This is a genomic window from Streptomyces vastus (assembly GCF_039532825.1).
Classification (GTDB): domain Bacteria; phylum Actinomycetota; class Actinomycetes; order Streptomycetales; family Streptomycetaceae; genus Streptomyces; species Streptomyces vastus.
Genome location: NZ_BAAASJ010000104.1, coordinates 138,484 through 156,586, shown reverse-complemented (window position 1 = coordinate 156,586; position 18,103 = coordinate 138,484). Strand labels below are relative to the sequence as shown.

Below are 18,103 nucleotides of genomic sequence, written 5' to 3'. Positions count from 1 at the left end.
GAGTCACCTGAGAGGTCACTCCGTGATGGTGGGCGACACGCCGTAGAACGGGCGCAGCTCGAGCCACTCGTGGATCGGCTTCCCGCCCGCCCCGGGGGCTGCCGACAGCTCCCCGGCCAGCTCGACGGCGCGCTCGTAGCTGTCGACGTCGATCACCATCCAGCCGGCGATGAGGTCCTTGGTCTCGGCGAACGGGCCGTCGGTGACCGGCGGGCGCCCCTCACCGTCGTACCGGACCCAGGTCCCCTCGGGGGCGAGCGCCTGACCGTCGACGAACTCGCCGGTCTTCTCCAGTCGGGCGGCGAAGTCGTTCATGTACTGCATGTGGGCCGAGATCTCCTCCGGCGTCCACCGGTCCATGGGGACGTCGTTGACCGCGGCCGGGGCGCCTCGGTAGTGCTTGAGCAGCAGGTACTTGGCCATCGTGGTTCTCCTCGGTGCTCGTGCGACCCATTGTGGTCGCGTTCACAGCAGGGACGGAGCCGGTCACGCGTTCTCGACATCGCCGGCCGACTTTTTTTCGGCTGCCTGGCCATCCACGTCACCAAGAGCGCCGAGTTGTATCGTCGCGTGGAAGGCGCCTGGTACGGCATAGTGTTGGGTGCCCACACGGCGACCTGGCCGAATGTCCGGTTCGGTCGGCTTCATTCCCCCGTGGTGTAATTGGCAGCACTGTGGCTTTTGGTGCCATCTGTCCGGGTTCGAGTCCTGGCGGGGGAGCCCTGGTCGGTTCGGGGCCCGCCCCAGGAAGACGGGGTCGGGCCCCGCTCACATTTCCCCCGCACAACGCCCCGGTATCCTGCCGATGTCCGCACCCCAAATACATCAGACATCGCAGTCATCGAAGCCGAAGGGCAAAACCCGTGAGCGCCATTCGCCCGGCAGCCGTAGTCGTTCTCGCAGCGGGTGAGGGCACCCGTATGAAGTCGGCCACACCAAAGGTTCTGCACGACATTTGCGGCCGTCCCCTTGTGGGGCATGTGCTTGCCGCCGCGCGGGAGTTGCAGCCCGAGCAGTTGGTCGTCGTGGTGGGGCACGCGCGGGAGAAGGTTGTCGCGCATCTCGCCGAGATCGATCCGGATGTACGTACGGCCGTGCAGGCCGAGCAGAACGGGACCGGGCACGCGGTGCGGATGGGCCTGGAGGAGCTGGGCGGCGGCGTCGAGGGGACCGTGGTGGTCGTGTGCGGCGATACTCCCCTTCTCAGTGGCGAGACGCTTCAGAAGCTCGCGACCACGCACACCGCCGACGGGAACGCCGTGACCGTGCTGACCGCCGAGGTGCCGGACGCGACCGGTTATGGGCGGATAGTCCGTGACGGGGCCTCGGGTGCTGTCACGGCGATCGTCGAGCACAAGGACGCCACCGAGTCGCAGCGCGAGATCCGTGAGATCAACTCGGGCGTGTTCGCCTTCGATGGCCGGCTCCTCGCGGATGCGCTCGGCAAGGTCCGTACGGACAACAGTCAGGGTGAGGAGTACCTCACCGACGTTCTTGGCATCCTGCGCGAGGCCGGGCATCGCGTCGGGGCTTCCGTGGCCGGCGATCACCGTGAGATCGCGGGGATCAACAACCGCGTGCAGCTGGCGGAGGCCCGTCGCATCCTGAACGACCGGCTTCTGGACCGGGCCATGCTCGCCGGTGTGACGGTGGTCGACCCGGCGACCACATGGGTCGATGTGACGGTGACGTTCGAGCAGGACGCGATCGTGCATCCGGGTACGCAGTTGCACGGCGCGACGCATCTGGGCGAGGGCGCGGAGGTCGGCCCCAACTCCCGTCTCAAGGACACGAGGGTGGGTGCGGGCGCCCGGGTGGACAACACGGTGGCGAACGGTGCCGAGGTCGGGCCTCAGGCGAATGTGGGGCCGTTCGCGTATCTGCGTCCGGGGACGCGGCTGGGGCTGAAGGCCAAGGTGGGGACGTACGTCGAGACGAAGAACGCGTCGATCGGCGAGGGCACGAAGGTTCCGCATCTGTCGTACGTGGGCGATGCGACGATCGGCGAGTACTCCAACATCGGCGCGGCGAGCGTCTTCGTGAACTACGACGGTGAGGCCAAGCACCACACCACCGTGGGTTCACACTGCAAGACGGGTTCGGACAACATGTTTGTGGCTCCTGTCACGGTCGGGGACGGCGCCTACACCGCGGCGGGCTCGGTCATCACCAAGGACGTGCCGCCCGGTTCGCTGGCCGTGGCCCGTGGCCAGCAGCGGAATATCGAGGGTTGGGTGGCTCGGAAGCGTCCGGGGAGCGCGGCTGCGAAGGCGGCTGAAGCGGCTTCCCGGGAGGCCGAAAGCGAAAGCTGACCAGAAAACGGCGCGTCTGCGACGGCGTACCGTGATAGGTGCACATCCGCACACCCGGCTGGGATCACCGTGTGACGACCGGCTGAGAAACCTCTGAGGAGACAGTGCTGTGACCGGGATCAAGACGACCGGCGAGAAGAAGCTGATGTTCTTCTCCGGCCGCGCCCACCCCGAGCTTGCCGAGGAGGTCGCCCAGCAGCTGGGTGTCGGGGTTGTCCCGACGAAGGCCTACGACTTCGCGAACGGTGAGATCTATGTCCGTTACGAGGAGTCGGCGCGTGGTGCGGACTGCTTTGTGATCCAGAGCCACACGGCTCCGATCAATCAGTGGGTCATGGAGCAGTTGATCATGATCGACGCTCTGAAGCGGGCTTCCGCTCGGAGCATCACCGTGATTGTGCCGTTCTACGGTTACGCCCGTCAGGACAAGAAGCACCGGGGACGTGAACCGATTTCGGCGCGTCTGGTCGCGGACCTGATGGCGACGGCGGGTGCCGACCGCATACTCACGGTCGATCTGCACACGGACCAGATCCAGGGCTTCTTCGACGGCCCGGTGGACCATCTCTTCGCGCTGCCGCTGCTCGCGGACTACGTGGGCAAGAAGGTGGACCGCACGAAGCTGACGGTGGTCTCGCCGGACGCGGGCCGGGTGCGGGTGGCGGACCGGTGGTGTGACCGTCTGGGCGCTCCGCTGGCGATCGTGCACAAGCGTCGCGACAAGGACGTGGCGAATCAGGTCACGGTGCACGAGGTGGTCGGTGACGTCGAAGGCCGCGTGTGTGTGCTGGTCGACGACATGATCGACACGGGTGGCACGATCTGCGCTGCGGCGGACGCGTTGTTCGCGCACGGTGCGGAGGATGTGATCGTGACGGCGACGCACGGTGTGCTGTCGGGTCCGGCCGGGGACCGCCTGAAGAACTCGAAGGTCAGCGAGTTCATCTTCACGAACACGCTGCCCACGCCGGGTGAGCTGGAGCTCGACAAGATCACGGTGCTGTCGATCGCGCCGACGATCGCGAGTGCGGTGCGTGAGGTGTTCGAGGACGGTTCGGTGACGAGCCTGTTCGAGGAGCAGTAACCCGGACAGCAGCAGGCCGGTCAGCAGGCCGGATGCACTCCTGAAGATCGATTTCTGGTACGGCCTTCCCGCCGCGTAAGCTGTCACAGTTGCTCGGCGAGGGAGGCCGTACGGCGTTGTGAAATGCGCCGGCACGGCGGTCCGTAATCGACGCGCTCTTCGTAGCAGGCCGATGTATGGCCGGGTGACCACGTTCCCCTTTATCTACGAGGAGTGATGAGCATGGCCGAGGTGAAGCTCGCCGCCGAGACGCGTACCGAGTTCGGCAAGGGTGCGGCGCGTCGTATCCGCCGTGAGAGCAAGGTTCCCGGTGTGCTGTACGGCCACGGTGGCGAACCGGTTCATGTGACGCTGCCGGGTCACGATCTGCTGCTGGCGCTGCGTACGCCGAACGTTCTTCTTGCCCTCGAGATCGACGGCAAGAAGCGGCTGGCGATTCCGAAGGCCGTTCAGCGTGACGCGATCAAGGGCTTCCTTGAGCACGTGGACCTGCTGCTGGTGCGCAGTGGCGAGAAGGTCAACGTCGAGATCTACGTCCACACCGAGGGCGAGCTGGCTCCCGGCGCCTACCTGCTCGAGCACGTGCTGAACGCACTGCCGGTCGAGGCCGAGGCCACGCACATTCCGGAGTCGGTCACCGTGTCCATCGAGGGCCTGGCGGCGGGTGACTCCATCCTGGCGAAGGACATCACGCTGCCGGCCGGTACGACGCTTGCCATCGACGAGGATGCGGTTGTCCTCCAGGTTCTTTCCGCGCAGGCGGAGGAGCCGACGGCGGAGGGCGAAGGCGAGGGCGAGACTGCGGAGGCCTGACCGGTCGGGGGAAACCCTACGTTTGCCCACAGCAGTCAGCAGTGTCAGCCGCCGCTCCCTACGGGGAGCGGCGGCTCTGCGCGTATGAAGGAGACATGCACGTGACGAGCGACGCAGGGGCCCCCTGGCTGGTGGTGGGGCTGGGTAACCCGGGGTCCGAGTATGCGATGAACCGGCACAACGTGGGGTTCATGGTGGCCGATCTGCTGGCGGAGCGGATCGGGGGGAAGTTCAAGCGGGCCGGGAAGGCGCAGGCTCTGGTGGTGGAGGGGCGGATCGGGCCGCCCGGGCCGGGGAGCCGGCGGGTGGTGGTGGCCAAGCCCATGTCGTACATGAACCTGTCGGGCGGTCCGGTGAACGCCCTGCGGGATTTCTACAAGGTGCCGGTCGCGAACATCGTCGCCGTCCATGACGAGCTGGACATCGACTACGGCGTGCTGCGGCTGAAACTGGGCGGTGGCGACAACGGTCACAACGGGCTGAAGTCGATGACGAAGGTGATGGGTTCGGACTATCACCGGGTGCGGTTCGGGATCGGGCGGCCTCCGGGGCGTATGCAGGTCGTGGACTACGTGCTGAAGGACTTCTCGTCGGCGGAGCGCAAGGAGCTGGACTACTTCGTGGACCGGGCGACCGATGCGGTGGAGTGTCTGGTGATCGATGGGCTGACGCGGGCGCAGAGTACGTACAACTCCTGACTTGTCCCCCGGTGTGAGCAAGTCGAAGTTGACCGGGCGCAGGGCGATGGCCAAGGATCGCCGCCATGTCTGCCCTCACCTCCCGCCCGAGCGCAGGCTCCGCGCTGCGGTTCGGGCGGCTCGCGACGATGGGGACGGTCGCGGCGCTTCTGCTGATCGCCGGCGTCTGGGCCTCGTGGGGTACCGCGCAGCACGTGATGCTCACCAAGGGGCGTGAGCGCGGGACGATGACGGTCACTCGGTGCGCTGACGATCGCTGTACGGGGTCGTACGCGCCGGTGTCCGAGGGGTCGACCCCTCGTGACCGGGTCACCATCTCGAGCACGGTGGTGGCGAAGAAGGGCGAGACGTATGCGGTGGTGGTGAAGCCGGGGAGCGACGAGGTGGTCCGTACGGGGCCCGGCGGGCTGCTTTATGCGTGGGTTCCGCTTGGGGGTGCGCTGCTTCTTGCTTCGCTGGTGGTGGCGGGTGGGCTGCGGTTGTCTCGGCTTGCGTGGGCGCTGGGTGGCGCGGGGTTGACGTTGCTGACGGCGGCGTTCGTGGCCCTGTGAGGGGTTTCGCCCCCGCCGCCCCTACCCGTCCCATCCCGGGGCCGGCCCCGGAACCCGCTGAGGGCTGCGCCCCCAGACCCCCTTCGGGGCTGCGCCCCTGGCCCCCGCTCGGGGCTCCGCCCCGGACCCCGTTTCGGGGGCCAGCCCCCGGACCCCCGGTCCTCAAACGCCGGACAGGCTGATTTGTTGCCGGACCGGCTGATTTGTTGCTGGACGGGCTGATTTGTTGCCGAACTAGCTGATTCGTTGTCGGACGGCTGATTCTCTGCCGAACCAGCTCATTTGTCGCCGGACGGGCTGATTTTGTGCGGGCAGGCTGATTTTGTTGCCGGACGGGCTGATTTTGTGCGAGCAAGCTGATTTTGTTACCGGACGGGCTGTTCTTGGTGGCCTGGCTGGTTTTCGCGGCGGGGCTGAGTCTCATCGCAGCGGGGCTGAGTCGCTGCAGCGGAGCTGAGTCTTTGCAGCCGAGGCCGGCATCAAGCAGCCCGTCCGGCGTTTGAGGACGAGGCCGTTCAGGCCGATGGGGGGTCTGGGGGCGCAGCCCCCAGCGGGGCCCAGGGGCAGCGCCCCGCAGACAATCACCCCGTGTTGCGCAAGCCCGCCGCCACGCCGTTCACCGTGAGCAGCAGAGCACGGGACAGGAGCGGATCGGGAGCCGCGCCGGAGGCGGCCGCGTCGCGCTGGCGCTTCAGCAGGGCGACCTGGAGGTACGAGATCGGGTCCAGGTAGGCGTCCCGGATCGTGAAGGTCTGCTTGAGGACCGGCTGGGCGTCCAGGAGTTCCTGTTCGCCGGTGATCCGGAGGACCTCCCTCAGCGTCAGCTCGTGTTCGGCTTCGATGGTTCCGAAGACGTGCTTCAGGTCGTCGGGGACCAGCGTGTCGACGTAGTGGCGGGCGATCCGCAGGTCCGTCTTGGCGAGGGTCATCTCTACGTTGGAGACGAAGTTGCGGAAGAAGTGCCACTGTTCGTGCATTTCCTCCAGGACAGAGTCCAAGCCCGCCTCGCGCAGGGCCTTCAGGCCCGAGCCGACGCCGAACCAGCCCGGCACGATCTGCCGGGACTGGGTCCAGCCGAACACCCACGGAATGGCGCGCAGGCCGTCGAGGCCCGCGCCGGAGTCGGGCCGCCGCGAGGGCCGGGAGCCGAGGTGCAGGTCGGCAAGCTGGTCGACGGGGGTGGAGGCGAAGAAGTACGCGGGCAGGTCCGGGTCCTCGACCAGGCGCCGGTATGCGGCATGGGCGGCGTCGGAGACGACGTCCATCGCGGCGTCCCAGCGCGCCAGCGCGTCGCCGGGCTGACGCGGGGCCGTGTGGAGGGCGGAGGCCTGGAGGGTGGCGGCGACGGACAGTTCGAGGTTCTCCCGAGCCAGCGCGGGGATCAGGTACTTGTCGGAGATGACCTCGCCCTGCTCGGTGACCTTGATCTCGCCTTCGAGGGTTCCCCAGGGCTGGGCGAGGATCGCGTCGTGCGTGGGACCGCCGCCCCGGCCGACGGTGCCGCCGCGGCCGTGGAAGAGGCGAAGGCGTACGCCGTAGCGGTGGGCGACGTCGCGCAGCCGCCGCTGGGCACGGTGAATCTCCCACTGGGAGGTGGTGATGCCGCCGAACTTGGACGAGTCGGAGTACCCGAGCATGACCTCCTGGACATCGCCCCTGAGCGCCACGAGCCGCCGGTAGGAGGGGTCGGCGAGCATGCCCTCGAGGATGGTGTCGGCCGCGCGCAGCTCGTCCGTCGTCTCCAGGAGCGGCACGATGCCGATCTTCGCCCAGCCCGCGTGCAGGTCCATCAGCCCGGCCTCGCGAGCGAGGACGGCCGCGGCGAACACGTCGTCGGCGCCCTGGCACATGGAGATGATGTACGACTCGATGACCTCGGGTCCGAAGACCTCCAGGGCCCGCTTGACCGTCTCGAACACCCCGAGGGTCTTCTGCCCGGCCGCGTCCAGCGGCGCCGGAGTCGGCGCGAGGGGCCGGCGGGAGCGCAGTTCCCTGGCGAGCAGCTTGTGCCGGTACTCGCGCGGCATGTCCTCGTAGCGCCACGACTCCTCGCCGAGCCGGTCGAAGAGCTGGCCGAGCGCGTAGTGATGGGCGTCGGCGTGTTCCCGTACGTCCATGGTGGCGAGCTGGAGACCGAAGGCCGCGAGCGTGCGGATCGTACGGTTCATGCGGCCGTCGGCGAAGAGCGCGCCGCGGTGTTGGCGCAGGGACGTCTGGATCAGCGTGAGGTCGCGCAGCAGCTCGGAGGTCCCGAGGTAGTCGCGGCCTTCCTCGTGCGGGATGCCCTTGGCGAGCCGCTGCTTGGTGTTCTCCAGCTTCTGCCGGATGCAGGTGGCCTTGAGGCGGTAGGGCTCCTCGGCGTTGAGGCGCTTGTAGCGGGGGCTGATCTCCGGAAGGTTCTCCAGGTCGGCCCGGAGGGACTCCAGCAGTTCCTCGGTCGCGCCCGAGTAGCGGATGGAGTTGGAGAGGAAGCCGCGGAGTTCGTCGATCATCTCCAGGGCGTCGTTGATGCCGTGCTCGTGCTGGAGGATCAGTACGTCCCAGGTCACCTGGGGGGTGACGTTCGGGTTGCCGTCGCGGTCGCCGCCGATCCAGGTGCCGAAGGTCAGCGGGCGGGTCTCGTCGGGCAGCTGGACGCCGACGCGTTCCAGCTCGGCGGTCAGATCCTCCAGGACGTCGCCGACTGCGCCGGCGTGCAGTTCGTCCAGGTAGTAGATCGCGTTACGGGCCTCGTCGGCGGGCTCGGGGCGTACGACGCGCAGCTCGTCGGTCTGCCAGACGAGGTCGATGTTCTCGGCGAGACGGGTGTCGTAGCGGCGGCGGTCCGCCTCGATGACCGGGGTCTCGAGGAGGGCGGCGATCCGGCGCAGCTTGTTGAGGACGGAGCGGCGGGCGGCCTCGGTCGGGTGGGCGGTGAAGACCGGGCGAACATTCAGGTGCCGTACGGTCGCGCGCAGGTGCTCGGGATCGGCGTCCTTGAGCCGGTCCGCCGTACGCGCGAGGAGTCCGCCCTCGGCGGCCCGCTTGGCGCGCAGCTCGCGGCCACGGTGCACCTGCTCGGTGACGTTCGCGAGATGGAAGTACGTCGAGAAGGCGCGGACCAGCTTGGCGGCGGTCTCCAGTTCCGTGCCGCGCAGCAACTCGGCGGCGGCTTCGCCGTTCTCCCGGGTGAGGCGGCGCACCTTTTCGACCAGTTCGAGGAGCTCGGGGCCCTCCTGGCGTACGAGGGTCTCGCCCAGCAGGTCGCCCAGGCGGCGGATGTCGGCGCGCAGCTCACTGCTGGTCGTGGTGGTCTGGTCGTCGGCACTGCTCACAGGTGCGGCTCCTTGCAGTGGTGAAGCTCATCTGAGGCTCGGCTGAGTGGGACCCCGGAACCCGTCGGCCTGCGGCAGCGGTGGCCGCATAGCAAGAGGGCATCCGGGAAGTTAAGAAACAGAGCGGACCGCGCTGTCCGACCGATTCCAAGGATAGGTCTCGATACGGAGGCGCAGACTCTCGGCCTCTTGCCGCCGGGCTGTGCGCTGCCATACTTACGACGCCGTAGGTTACGGAACCGTAGGCATGACATACGGATCTGTATGCCCGTACATCCGGCATCGTCTCAATCCACGAACCCCACAGGGGACGCCCCATGACCACAAGCTCCGATGTGATCGACGACGCCCCGAAGGCGAACAACGACACCCCGATCCCCTCCGCCACGCTGGGCGGCGAGCAGAAGCGCTCGATCGAGCAGATCACGCTTCTCCTCTTCATCACCGTCCCGTTCCTCGCCCTGGTCGCGGCCGTACCGCTGGCCTGGGGCTGGGGAGTGAGCTGGCTGGACCTCGGTCTGCTGGTGTTCTTCTACTTCCTCGGCTGCCACGGCATCACCATCGGTTTCCACCGCTACTTCACGCACGGCTCCTTCAAGGCCAAGCGCCCGCTGCGGATCGCGCTCGCGATCATGGGCTCGATGGCGGTGGAGGGCCCGCTGGTCCGCTGGGTCGCCGACCACCGCAAACACCACAAGTTCTCCGACGCCGAGGGCGACCCGCACTCGCCGTGGCGCTTCGGCGAGACCGTCCCGGCTCTGATGAAGGGCCTGTGGTGGGCGCACATCGGCTGGATGTTCGACGAGGAGCAGACGCCGCAGGACAAGTACGCGCCGGATCTGATCAAGGACGGGGCGATCCGTGCGATCTCCCGCCAGTTCATTCTGTGGACCCTGCTCTCCCTGGCGCTGCCGCCGCTGATCGGCGGTCTGGTGACGATGTCCTGGTGGGGAGCCTTCACGGCGCTCTTCTGGGGCTCACTCGTCCGGGTGGCGCTGTTGCATCACGTCACCTGGTCCATCAACTCGATCTGTCACGCGGTGGGCAAGCGCCCCTTCAAGTCGCGTGACCGCTCGGGCAACGTGTGGTGGCTGGCCGTACTGTCCTGCGGCGAGTCCTGGCACAACCTGCACCACGCCGATCCGACGTCAGCACGGCACGGCGTGGAGCGCGGACAGGTGGACTCCTCGGCACGGATCATCCGCTGGTTCGAGATGCTCGGCTGGGCGTACGACGTGCGCTGGCCGTCACGCTCGCGTATCGATTCCCGCCGGAACCCCGACGGGAAGGGCTCCCGGCAGAAGACGGAGGCCGCCGAGGCGGCATGATTGACGGCGTGGCCGACTCCAGCACACCCAGCAACGACAAGCCGAGGCGTGCGCGCCGGACCCGGATGACGGGGGCGGAGCGACGCCAGCAACTCCTGGAGATCGGCCGAACGCTCTTCGCCGCCAAGGGCTTCGAGGGCACGTCGGTGGAGGAGATAGCGGCGAAGGCCGGGGTCTCCAAGCCGGTGGTGTACGAGCACTTCGGCGGCAAAGAGGGCCTGTACGCGGTGGTGGTGGACCGTGAGATGCGGCGCCTGCTGGACATGGTGACCAGCTCACTCACGGCAGGCCACCCCCGCGAACTGTGCGAGCAGGCGGCGTTCGCGCTGCTCGACTACATCGAGGAGTACACGGACGGGTTCCGCATCCTCGTCCGTGACTCCCCCATCCCCCAGTCCACGGGTTCCTTCGCCTCGCTGATCTCCGACATCGCGACCCAGGTCGAGGACATCCTGGGCCGCGAGTTCAAGAGCCGGGGCTTCGACCCGAAGCTCGCGCCGCTGTACGCCCAGGCCCTGGTCGGCATGGTCGCCCTGACCGGCCAGTGGTGGCTGGACGTACGGCGCCCCAAGAAGGCCGAAGTGGCCGCCCACCTGGTGAATCTGGCCTGGCACGGCCTTGACGGCCTGGAGGCGAAGCCGCGCCTCATCGGCCACCGCAAGAGCTGAGCGCTCCGCTGGAAGAACGGTGATGCAGCTGCGGGCCGGCGGGGGCTGAGGAGCGGCTGGTCCGGCGGGGTCTGCGGGGTCGGCCGTTCAGCCTGCCCCCAGTCCGCCCCCAGACCGCCGTCAGTCGGTCCTCAGTCGTCCTCGATGTCGCGGGCGGTCAGTGCCAGGTCGTTGGGGGCGGAGAAGAACGGTCTGACCCGGGTACGGCCACGATGGGGGTGGTCGAGGACGGCCGCCGGGACCACATCCGTCTTCTTGCGCTCCACGATGTCCCCGCCGATCCGGCCCACCGGGACGGTCCCGTCAGCGGTGGACAGCCGCAGATCCCAGAGGTCCTGTTCCGTGGTGCGCCGCGTCATGACCTCCTCGTACGGGACGGTGAAGCGGAGGCTGCCGGCGCCTGCGGGACTGGCGGGCACGGAGAAGTCGTACGCCCGCTCCGTCCGGGACACCGCCTGCACCGTGACCCCGGCCCCGGCCCCGGCCCCGGCCGCGAGACCGGTGGCCCCGTGCAGCGAGACGGTGACGGAGAACGAGCGCTTGCCGGCCTCGATCTGCTCGACCTCGGCGTGGGCGGGCCGCAGCCAGGTGCGCAGGGCGAGGAAGCCGTCGGCGGTGGTGTACGGGATCCACGCGCTCACGCCGCCGGGTTCGCGGACGGTGAGGGGTCTTCGCAGCAGAGGCGCCTGCTCGACGAGCCGGGCGGTGAGGCGCGAGCGGGTCCTGGAGCCGGTGCGCGGGGCGACGTAGCAGTCCCAGCGGCCCTCGGCGAGGCTGTGCTCGGCTCGGTGCAGGGTGACGCGGGCGACGGTGTCCGGGGAGTCCGGGTCCGGGAGCATGGGGAGGCGGACCTCCCGCTTTTCCGGGTCGCGGCGCAGACGCAGGACGAAGTCCAGGGGTCCAGTGGGGAGTTCGGCCGTGTCCAGCAGGACGGTCAGGCCGCCTTCCGCTGTCGCGCGGGCGTGTGCGGTGGGCTGCGTGGTGCTCTCCGGGACGGCGGTGGGCCCGGCCGGGCGGGACAGGACGGTGCGGCTCAGGCGCCGGATCAGGGCCGCGCTTCCGCCGGCCAAGGTGCGGCGGCGCTTGCGGGACAGTTCCTCGATGAGCGCTTCGTAGCGGCGGGCGATGGCGGAGGGGGCGTAGGTCGCGGCCTTCTCCATGGCGCCTGCGGCCATTTTGCGGCGCAGTTCGGGGTCCGCGATGAGGCGCTTCAGTCCGTCGGCGAAGGCATCGACGCCGCCGGAGAGCGGTACGAGGAGTCCGTCCTGGCCGTCGGTGATGATCTCGCCGGGTCCGTGCGGGCAGTCGGTCGCTACGACCGGGACGCCGCAGTGCATGGCCTCGACGATCGTCATGCCGAAGGACTCCATGTCGGAGGAGACGGCCGCGATCGCGCCCTTCGCCCACTCGGTCTCGATGGGCGACACGGGTCCCATGAGGAAGGCACGGTCGTACAGCCCGAGCCGCTCGATCTGCTCCCGCAGCCTCGCCTTCTCCGGGCCGCGTCCGTAGATCCGCAGGGTCCAGCCGGGATGCTCCGCGGCCACCTTGGCGAAGGCGGATACCAGCCGGTCGTACCGCTTGACGGCGATCAGACGTCCGGCCGCCACGACGACGCCGGAGTCCAGGGACGAGGGGAGAACGGCCGGGGTGCGCACGCCGTTGGGTACGCAGACGATCCGCGTCGTCACCTCGGGCAGTGCGGCGCGGTACTGCGCGGCGTCCGCCTCGGACACGGTGACGAAGGCGTCGAGGCCCGCGACGGCTCCGTTCTGGTGCTCGCGTAACAGGTCGCTGTGGGCGTCCAGGCTCAGGTGTTCCTGGCCGATCCGCAGATAGCGGGGCCGGCCGTCGCGGGCGAGGTAGCCGTTGAGGTCCGGGCGGGTGGCGATCACCACGTCGGCGTCGGTGTCCTTGAGGTAGCCGCCGATGCGCTCGTCCTGGAGGCCCGTGTACGGCAGCTTCAACGAATACTTGGCCGCGCCCGTGTCGGGGAACATCGTGCAGGGCTGCCGGGTGAGTTCGTGCGCGCCCTCGTAGCCCGGGCTGTCCTCCCGCATGTCGATCAGCGACGTCAGGCGTACGCGCGGGTCGAAGGGGAGCGCCGGTTCGTCCCGTACGCGGTGCACGCTGACGACCTCGACGTCGTGGCGGTCGGCGAACGCGGCCGAGAGGTTCGCCGTGGAGCGGATGGTGCCGCCGATCCCGTACGCGTTGTTGATCAGGAAAGCGATCTTCACAGCGTTCTCGGCTTCACTCGAACAATCCGGAGTCTGTATACCACCGAAGAATTCCTCTCAGGAAGCGGAGCCGCTCCGCGGAAACAACAGCAGGGCAAGCCGACGCCACCAGAAAGCGGCAGCAGAAAAGGAAAACAAGAAACAGCGCACCTGGTCACAGACCCCCCTGCGGCATCAAACCTTAACAAACGCCAGCTGAATTTACACCGAAGAAACGGGTGACACGGGGCATACGTTCGGCGGGTCGACCAGAAGCGGAATGCGGGTCACCTAATTAGCGGGTGAGGGGAAAGGGTTGCGCTGAAAACCAGACAACCACTGGAGCCGGCTCAACTCCTCAAGAGGAGCGCACCGGCACCGTCTCCAGCAGCTGCGCTGCCATCCGCCGAGCCGGCCCCGCCGTCTCCTCCGCCATCCGGCGGAACGTCTCCTGGGCCTGGCGGGCCGGCCACTCGGGGGGCAGGTGCTGGACCGGCAGCCGAGGGTCCGTACGTATGATCCGCAGCCATTCGGCGACCAGTCGGAGCCGCGTGGCGACGGGGTCGGCCGGTGGGGACACGGCCGCCCACCGCTTGTCGAAGGCGACGTACCGCGCCGCGATGCTCTCCAGATCCCAGCTCTCGCGGATCATCAGGCCGACGTCGGTGAACGCGTCGGCGCGGGCGTGGAAGACCTTGACGTGGGCGTCGAGGCCGAGTTCGGAGATGGCTTCGCGAACGTCGGCATGGCCCGGGGCGATCCACAGCCCGCTGTAGAGGGCGCCGAAGCCGGACCAGGTCAGCCGGGAGCGCAGGTCGTGGCGCTGGCGCTGCCAGGACTCGGGGAGGGAGAAGCCGAGCAGGGTCCAGGTGCCGTCCCAGTCCTCGTTGACCGCGCCGTCGCGCCAGATGCGCTGTCCGCCGTCCTCGAGGATCCGGACGGCCTGCGGGGTGAGCCCGAAGAACATCTTGCGGCCCTCGCGCTGGCGCCTCAGCAGACCCCGGTTGACCATCCGCGTCAGCGTGGAGCGTACGGCCTGCTCTCCTGTGCCGACCCTGGCGAGCACGTCGATGATGCTGCCGGAGTAGACGCACAGGTCGCCTTCGTCCAGGACGTGGTTGCCGAAGAAGGCGAGCACGAGCGACTGGGGGCGCGGCTGTGGGGCGTCGGCGATGTCAGCGGCATCAGGGGTGTCCGTCGTGGCCGTCATGTCTAGGTTGTCGTCCTCCACAGCGGTAAGCGTACGACCGCCCGCGCCGGGGATAGCACGGGCGGCCGTACGCACCTGTCACCGGCGGTCGTGCGGATGCGCCAGGTCGTACGGGCGGGGGTACGGCGCGGGCCGGTACGGGATGTAGCGGGCCGGGGTCGTGGGATCGGCAGCGGCGGCCGTGGCGTTGAGCGACGCGGCATCCGTGCCCTTCCAGTGGCCCGCCGTGAGCCGTTTCTCCAGGGTGTGCAGGGCGGCTGTCTGCTCGGCCGGGCTGAAGGTGCAGTGGCCGGGGTTGTCGACGTACGCCTGGCGCAGGAGCGGTGCCGAGCCACCGGCCGTGGCGGCCCTGCGGTAGGCACTCTCGACCTGTACGGGGACGAGGGCGTCGCCGGTGGTGTGGATGGTGAGCTGCGGTTTGCTCAGCCGGCCGGTGAACGAGCTGGTGCGGCTCATCCAGTCGACGGCGGCGGGGTCGGCGCTGATGCGCGGGGCCCGGTTCAGGGCGCCCAGGTCCTTCTTCAGGGACAGGCCCGCGTCCTTGTAGAGCTCGGTGACCTCCTTGTAGACCGAGGACTGGCGGAGCATCTTCGTGTAGTCGACGCCGGTGTTCCAGGACATGTTGCCGCCGGCCCGGCTCTCGGCCTCCTGGCGCCAGCTGAACGCGGGCAGGCTCAGCATCCCCTGGAGGGCCTGGTACTGGTTGGCCTGCTGGGCGTTCCAGTCGTCCGGAGCGGGTTCGGGCTGCGAGGCGTCGTTCCAGCCGGGGATGTTGTGCAGTGCGGCGGCGAGGCCGATGCGGGCGCGGCCCTCGGGTGTGGCCTGTCCGTCGGTGACCGTCTTGGCCATGGCGCCGGCGGCGGCTGCCGCCGAGGCCTGGTCGGCGAATCCGGTCAGCTGGACGGAGGAGCCGGGCGCGAGCAGGGTCTTGAGGGCGAAGACGGGGTCGAGGGTGTTGTTCCAGTTGGCGACGCCGCCGTGGACGAGCCCGCACATGGCGAGCGAGCCGTCGATGCGCCCGGGATGCCGCTCGGCGACGGCGGTGGTGACCAGGCCGCCGTACGACTGTCCCCAGGCGATGGTGCGCCGCGCCTCGCCCGACCGCTCGGTGAACACGTCGAGAGTGGCGAGCTGGTCGGGCACGGCGTCCGTCACCGCCCAGCCGTTGGTGGCGTACGAGGAGCCGATGAGCGCGTAGCCCTTCTCGAGGAGAAGTGCCTTCGTCGCGTCGTCGGGGGCGTTCTGGGCGGCGAGGGGCGATCCGGCGGGCCGGTAGCCGTGGCTGAAAAGCAGTACGGTGCCGTTCCAGTCGGCGGGCTTGTCCATGACGTACTTGGCGCCGGACGGGAGGGTGCCCTCGATGTGCTCGGCGGGCGCTTCGGCGTACGCGGGAGCCGTGGCTCCGGCCGCAGCGGCGAGCAGGAGGGCGGCAAGGGCGGCGGTGCCGCGCGGTCGTAACGTGCGGGCGCGGGAGCGGGCGGCTGTGCGGGTGGGGGAAGTCACGAGGTCATCGGCTCCTTGGAAGAGGGGGTGTGGGGGGTGGCGGCTCCGGACCCGGCCCCGGACCCGGCTTCGGGCCCGGACCCGGCTTCGGCCAGTGAGTCGCGGTGCGTCTCGCGCAGGAACCAGACGGTCAGCGCGGTGATGGTGGCGCCGCCGCACAGCAGCAGGGCGATCGAGGTCGAGCCGCCGCCGTCCGCGGCGACCAGGCTTCCGGCGATCATCGGGGAGAAGCCGGCACCGACGAGGGTGGCGAGCTGATAGCCGAGGGAGGCGCCGGTGTAGCGGACGCGAGTGCCGAACATCTCGGTGAGCAGCGCGCCCAGCGGGCCGTACATCGTCGACTGGGCGACACCGTGGCCGAGGGCGATCGCCAGGATCAGCAGGCCGGGCGACTTGGAGTCGACCAGGGCGACAACCGGGAAGGCCAGCGCGGCGGAGGCGATGGCGCCGGTGAGTACGACCGGGCGGCGGCCGATCCGGTCGGAGAGCGCGGACGCGCAGGGCAGGACGACGAGCGCGACGCAGGCGGAGACGGTGAGGGCGGTCAGCACCTGCGGGCGGGCGTAGCCGATGCCGGTGGCGTACGCGATCATGTAGCTGGTCAGCAGGGACTGCGCGGTGAAGGCGCCGATCCCGACGCAGCAGGCGAGCAGCAGCGGGCGGGGCCGCCGCAGTACGTCCACGACGGGCAGCCGGGACTCCTTGCGCTCCTTCTTCACCTCGGCGAACAGCGGGCTCTCGACCACCTTCAGGCGTACGAACAGGCCGACGCCGAGCAGGACGACGCTGAGCAGGAAGGGCACGCGCCAGCCCCAGGCGGCGAACTCGTCTCGGGGCAGCGTGACGACGAGGGTGACCACGGCCGACGACAGGAGGGAGCCGAGCGGTGCTCCCATCTGCGTGAAGCTGGACCACAGTCCGCGTCGCCGTTCCCCGGCGTGCTCGACGACCATGAGGGTCGCGCCGCCCCATTCGCCGCCGATGGCGAGGCCCTGTACGACGCGCAGGGTGATGAGCATGACGGGTGCCCAGACGCCGACGGTTTCGTACGTGGGCAGCACGCCGATGAGGAAGCTGGCGCCGCCCATCAGGCCCATGGTCAGCAACAGCATGGACTTCCGGCCGAGCCGGTCGCCGAAGTGGCCGAAGACGATGCCGCCCAGCGGTCGGGCGACGTAGCCGGCGGCGAAGGTGCCGAACGCGGCGATGGTGCCGACGGCGGGGTCTGCACCCGGGAAGAACAGTTCGCCGAAGACGAGCGCCGCGACGGTTCCGTAGACGAGGAAGTCGTAGAACTCGACGGCGGTGCCGAGGAGCCCGGACAGCGCGACGCGACGCAACTGCCGCGCGGATTCAGGGGTGCGGGGTGGGGGTGGGGAGGCGGCTGGGGACGGGGACATCGCGGGTCTCCCTTGAGCGGGGGGAGGGACATCGCGAAGATAGGCGCCATAAAAACGGCCGTCAATAATCTGCACAACATCAACCCATGGCCTGGCCCCCGAGGTCGACCTGCCGCCCTCACCCCTTCCGGGCGACGGCGAAGAGGCGACGGAAGGGGAACACGGTGCCGTGATCCCCGGCCGGATACGCGGCGCGCAGGGCAGTGCGGTACTCGGCGACGAAGGCCTCCGCCCCATCGCCCAGCTCCGCCAGGACCGGACGCAGCCCCGTCCCCTTCACCCAGTCCAGGACCGGATCCTCGCCCGTCAGGAGGTGCAGATACGTCGTCTCCCAGACGTCGGCTTCGCAGCCGAGGTCGGTGAGGGCCTGGAGATAGTCGGCGGGTTCGCGGACCGCGTCGTCGTGGCGGAGCGTTCCGGCCAGGCGGCCCTTCCAGCGTGCGGAGTGGGCGAGTTCACGCATCAGGCGGTGGCTGGGGGCGTCGAAGTTGCCGGGCACCTGGAAGGCGAAGGTGCCGCCGGGGGCGAGCCCGTCCACCCAGGCGGGGAAGCGGGTCACGTGGTCCGGCACCCACTGCAGGGTGGCATTGCTGACGATCAGGTCGTACGGCTCTGCCGGCGCCCAAGTCCCGGCGTCCGCGACGGCGAAGCCGAGGTGGCCGCCGCCCGGCGTGGGGCCCGCCAGCGATTCGGCGCGGGCGAGCATCTGGGGCGAGTTGTCGAGGCCGGTGATGTGCGCGGTGGGCCAGCGGTCGGCGAGGAGGCGGGTCATGTTGCCGGGGCCGCAGCCCAGGTCGGCGATGTGGGCCGGGTCGCCGGGCAGTGAGGGGACGCGGGCCAGAAGGTCCACGAAGGGGCGCGCGCGATGGCTCGCGTGACGCAGGTACTGGCCCGGATCCCAGGCGGGAGCAGCGGCGGCAGGCATGGGGGACCTCCTTGAAGCGGCCGAGCGACCGAAAGAGACCTTCAGCCTCACACCCAAACTATCTTGACGTCAAGAGAC

General features: G+C 69.2%; 14 protein-coding genes and 1 tRNA gene. 8 read left to right on the top strand and 7 right to left on the bottom strand.

The genetic code is table 11. From position 1 onward, the window contains the following. Window positions 1–15 precede the first annotated feature (15 nt). Entirely contained in the window at window positions 16–423 is a 408-nt protein-coding gene (locus tag ABD357_RS33700; protein ID WP_344394988.1) for a YciI family protein, read from the bottom strand. A 225-nt stretch (window positions 424–648) separates the two neighbouring features. Here ABD357_RS33700 and ABD357_RS33695 point away from each other — a divergent pair. From ABD357_RS33695 to ABD357_RS33670, 6 genes are all read left to right on the top strand, one after another. Then, window positions 649–720 (top strand) — tRNA-Gln (locus ABD357_RS33695). Between the two features lie 143 nt (window positions 721–863). Further along, on the top strand, window positions 864–2,312 hold the full coding sequence (gene glmU / locus ABD357_RS33690; RefSeq protein ID WP_344394986.1) for a bifunctional UDP-N-acetylglucosamine diphosphorylase/glucosamine-1-phosphate N-acetyltransferase GlmU: 1,449 nt from the start codon (window positions 864–866) through the stop codon (window positions 2,310–2,312). 109 nt (window positions 2,313–2,421) lie between these two features. Then, window positions 2,422–3,396, top strand: coding sequence for a ribose-phosphate diphosphokinase (locus ABD357_RS33685; RefSeq protein WP_344394984.1), 975 nt, complete (start codon window positions 2,422–2,424; stop codon window positions 3,394–3,396). 222 nt (window positions 3,397–3,618) lie between these two features. Continuing rightward, a complete protein-coding gene (locus ABD357_RS33680) occupies window positions 3,619–4,209 on the top strand; it encodes a 50S ribosomal protein L25/general stress protein Ctc (protein WP_344394982.1) in 591 nt (196 codons plus the stop codon). A 95-nt stretch (window positions 4,210–4,304) separates the two neighbouring features. Next, window positions 4,305–4,907 (top strand): aminoacyl-tRNA hydrolase, encoded by a 603-nt coding sequence (gene pth / locus ABD357_RS33675; RefSeq protein WP_344394980.1) that lies wholly within the window; start codon window positions 4,305–4,307, stop codon window positions 4,905–4,907. A gap of 65 nt (window positions 4,908–4,972) precedes the next feature. Then, window positions 4,973–5,458, top strand: coding sequence for a hypothetical protein (locus ABD357_RS33670; protein ID WP_344394978.1), 486 nt, complete (start codon window positions 4,973–4,975; stop codon window positions 5,456–5,458). 581 nt (window positions 5,459–6,039) lie between these two features. Here the strand turns inward: ABD357_RS33670 and ppc are convergent. Continuing rightward, entirely contained in the window at window positions 6,040–8,772 is a 2,733-nt protein-coding gene (ppc, locus tag ABD357_RS33665; RefSeq protein ID WP_344394976.1) for a phosphoenolpyruvate carboxylase, read from the bottom strand. Window positions 8,773–9,089: 317 nt separating this feature from the next. Here ppc and ABD357_RS33660 point away from each other — a divergent pair, with 317 nt between their 5' ends. Together ABD357_RS33660 and ABD357_RS33655 are read left to right on the top strand one after the other, a co-directional pair. Next, the gene (locus tag ABD357_RS33660) at window positions 9,090–10,100 is read left to right on the top strand and encodes an acyl-CoA desaturase (RefSeq protein WP_344394974.1); all 1,011 of its coding nucleotides are present in this window, start codon (window positions 9,090–9,092) and stop codon (window positions 10,098–10,100) included. Beyond that, window positions 10,097–10,768: a TetR family transcriptional regulator gene (locus tag ABD357_RS33655; protein WP_344394972.1), complete on the top strand. Its 672-nt coding sequence runs from the start codon at window positions 10,097–10,099 to the stop codon at window positions 10,766–10,768. Before ABD357_RS33660 ends, ABD357_RS33655 begins: the two co-directional genes overlap by 4 nt. Window positions 10,769–10,899: 131 nt before the next feature. Here the strand turns inward: ABD357_RS33655 and ABD357_RS33650 are convergent, their stop codons facing one another. The 5 genes from ABD357_RS33650 to ABD357_RS33630 form a co-directional block, all read right to left on the bottom strand. Further along, on the bottom strand, window positions 10,900–13,008 hold the full coding sequence (locus ABD357_RS33650; protein WP_344394970.1) for a glycosyltransferase family 4 protein: 2,109 nt from the start codon (window positions 13,006–13,008) through the stop codon (window positions 10,900–10,902). 337 nt (window positions 13,009–13,345) lie between these two features. Further along, window positions 13,346–14,218, bottom strand: coding sequence for a PaaX family transcriptional regulator (locus tag ABD357_RS33645; RefSeq protein ID WP_425585116.1), 873 nt, complete (start codon window positions 14,216–14,218; stop codon window positions 13,346–13,348). Window positions 14,219–14,275: 57 nt separating this feature from the next. Beyond that, window positions 14,276–15,700, bottom strand: a complete 1,425-nt coding sequence (locus ABD357_RS33640; RefSeq protein WP_425585115.1) for an alpha/beta hydrolase family protein — start codon at window positions 15,698–15,700, stop codon at window positions 14,276–14,278. Then, window positions 15,697–17,100, bottom strand: a complete 1,404-nt coding sequence (locus tag ABD357_RS33635) for an MFS transporter (RefSeq protein ID WP_344394968.1) — start codon at window positions 17,098–17,100, stop codon at window positions 15,697–15,699. Before ABD357_RS33635 ends, ABD357_RS33640 begins: the two co-directional genes overlap by 4 nt. A gap of 118 nt (window positions 17,101–17,218) precedes the next feature. Beyond that, window positions 17,219–18,025 (bottom strand): trans-aconitate 2-methyltransferase, encoded by an 807-nt coding sequence (locus tag ABD357_RS33630; protein ID WP_344394966.1) that lies wholly within the window; start codon window positions 18,023–18,025, stop codon window positions 17,219–17,221. Window positions 18,026–18,103: the final 78 nt, after the last annotated feature.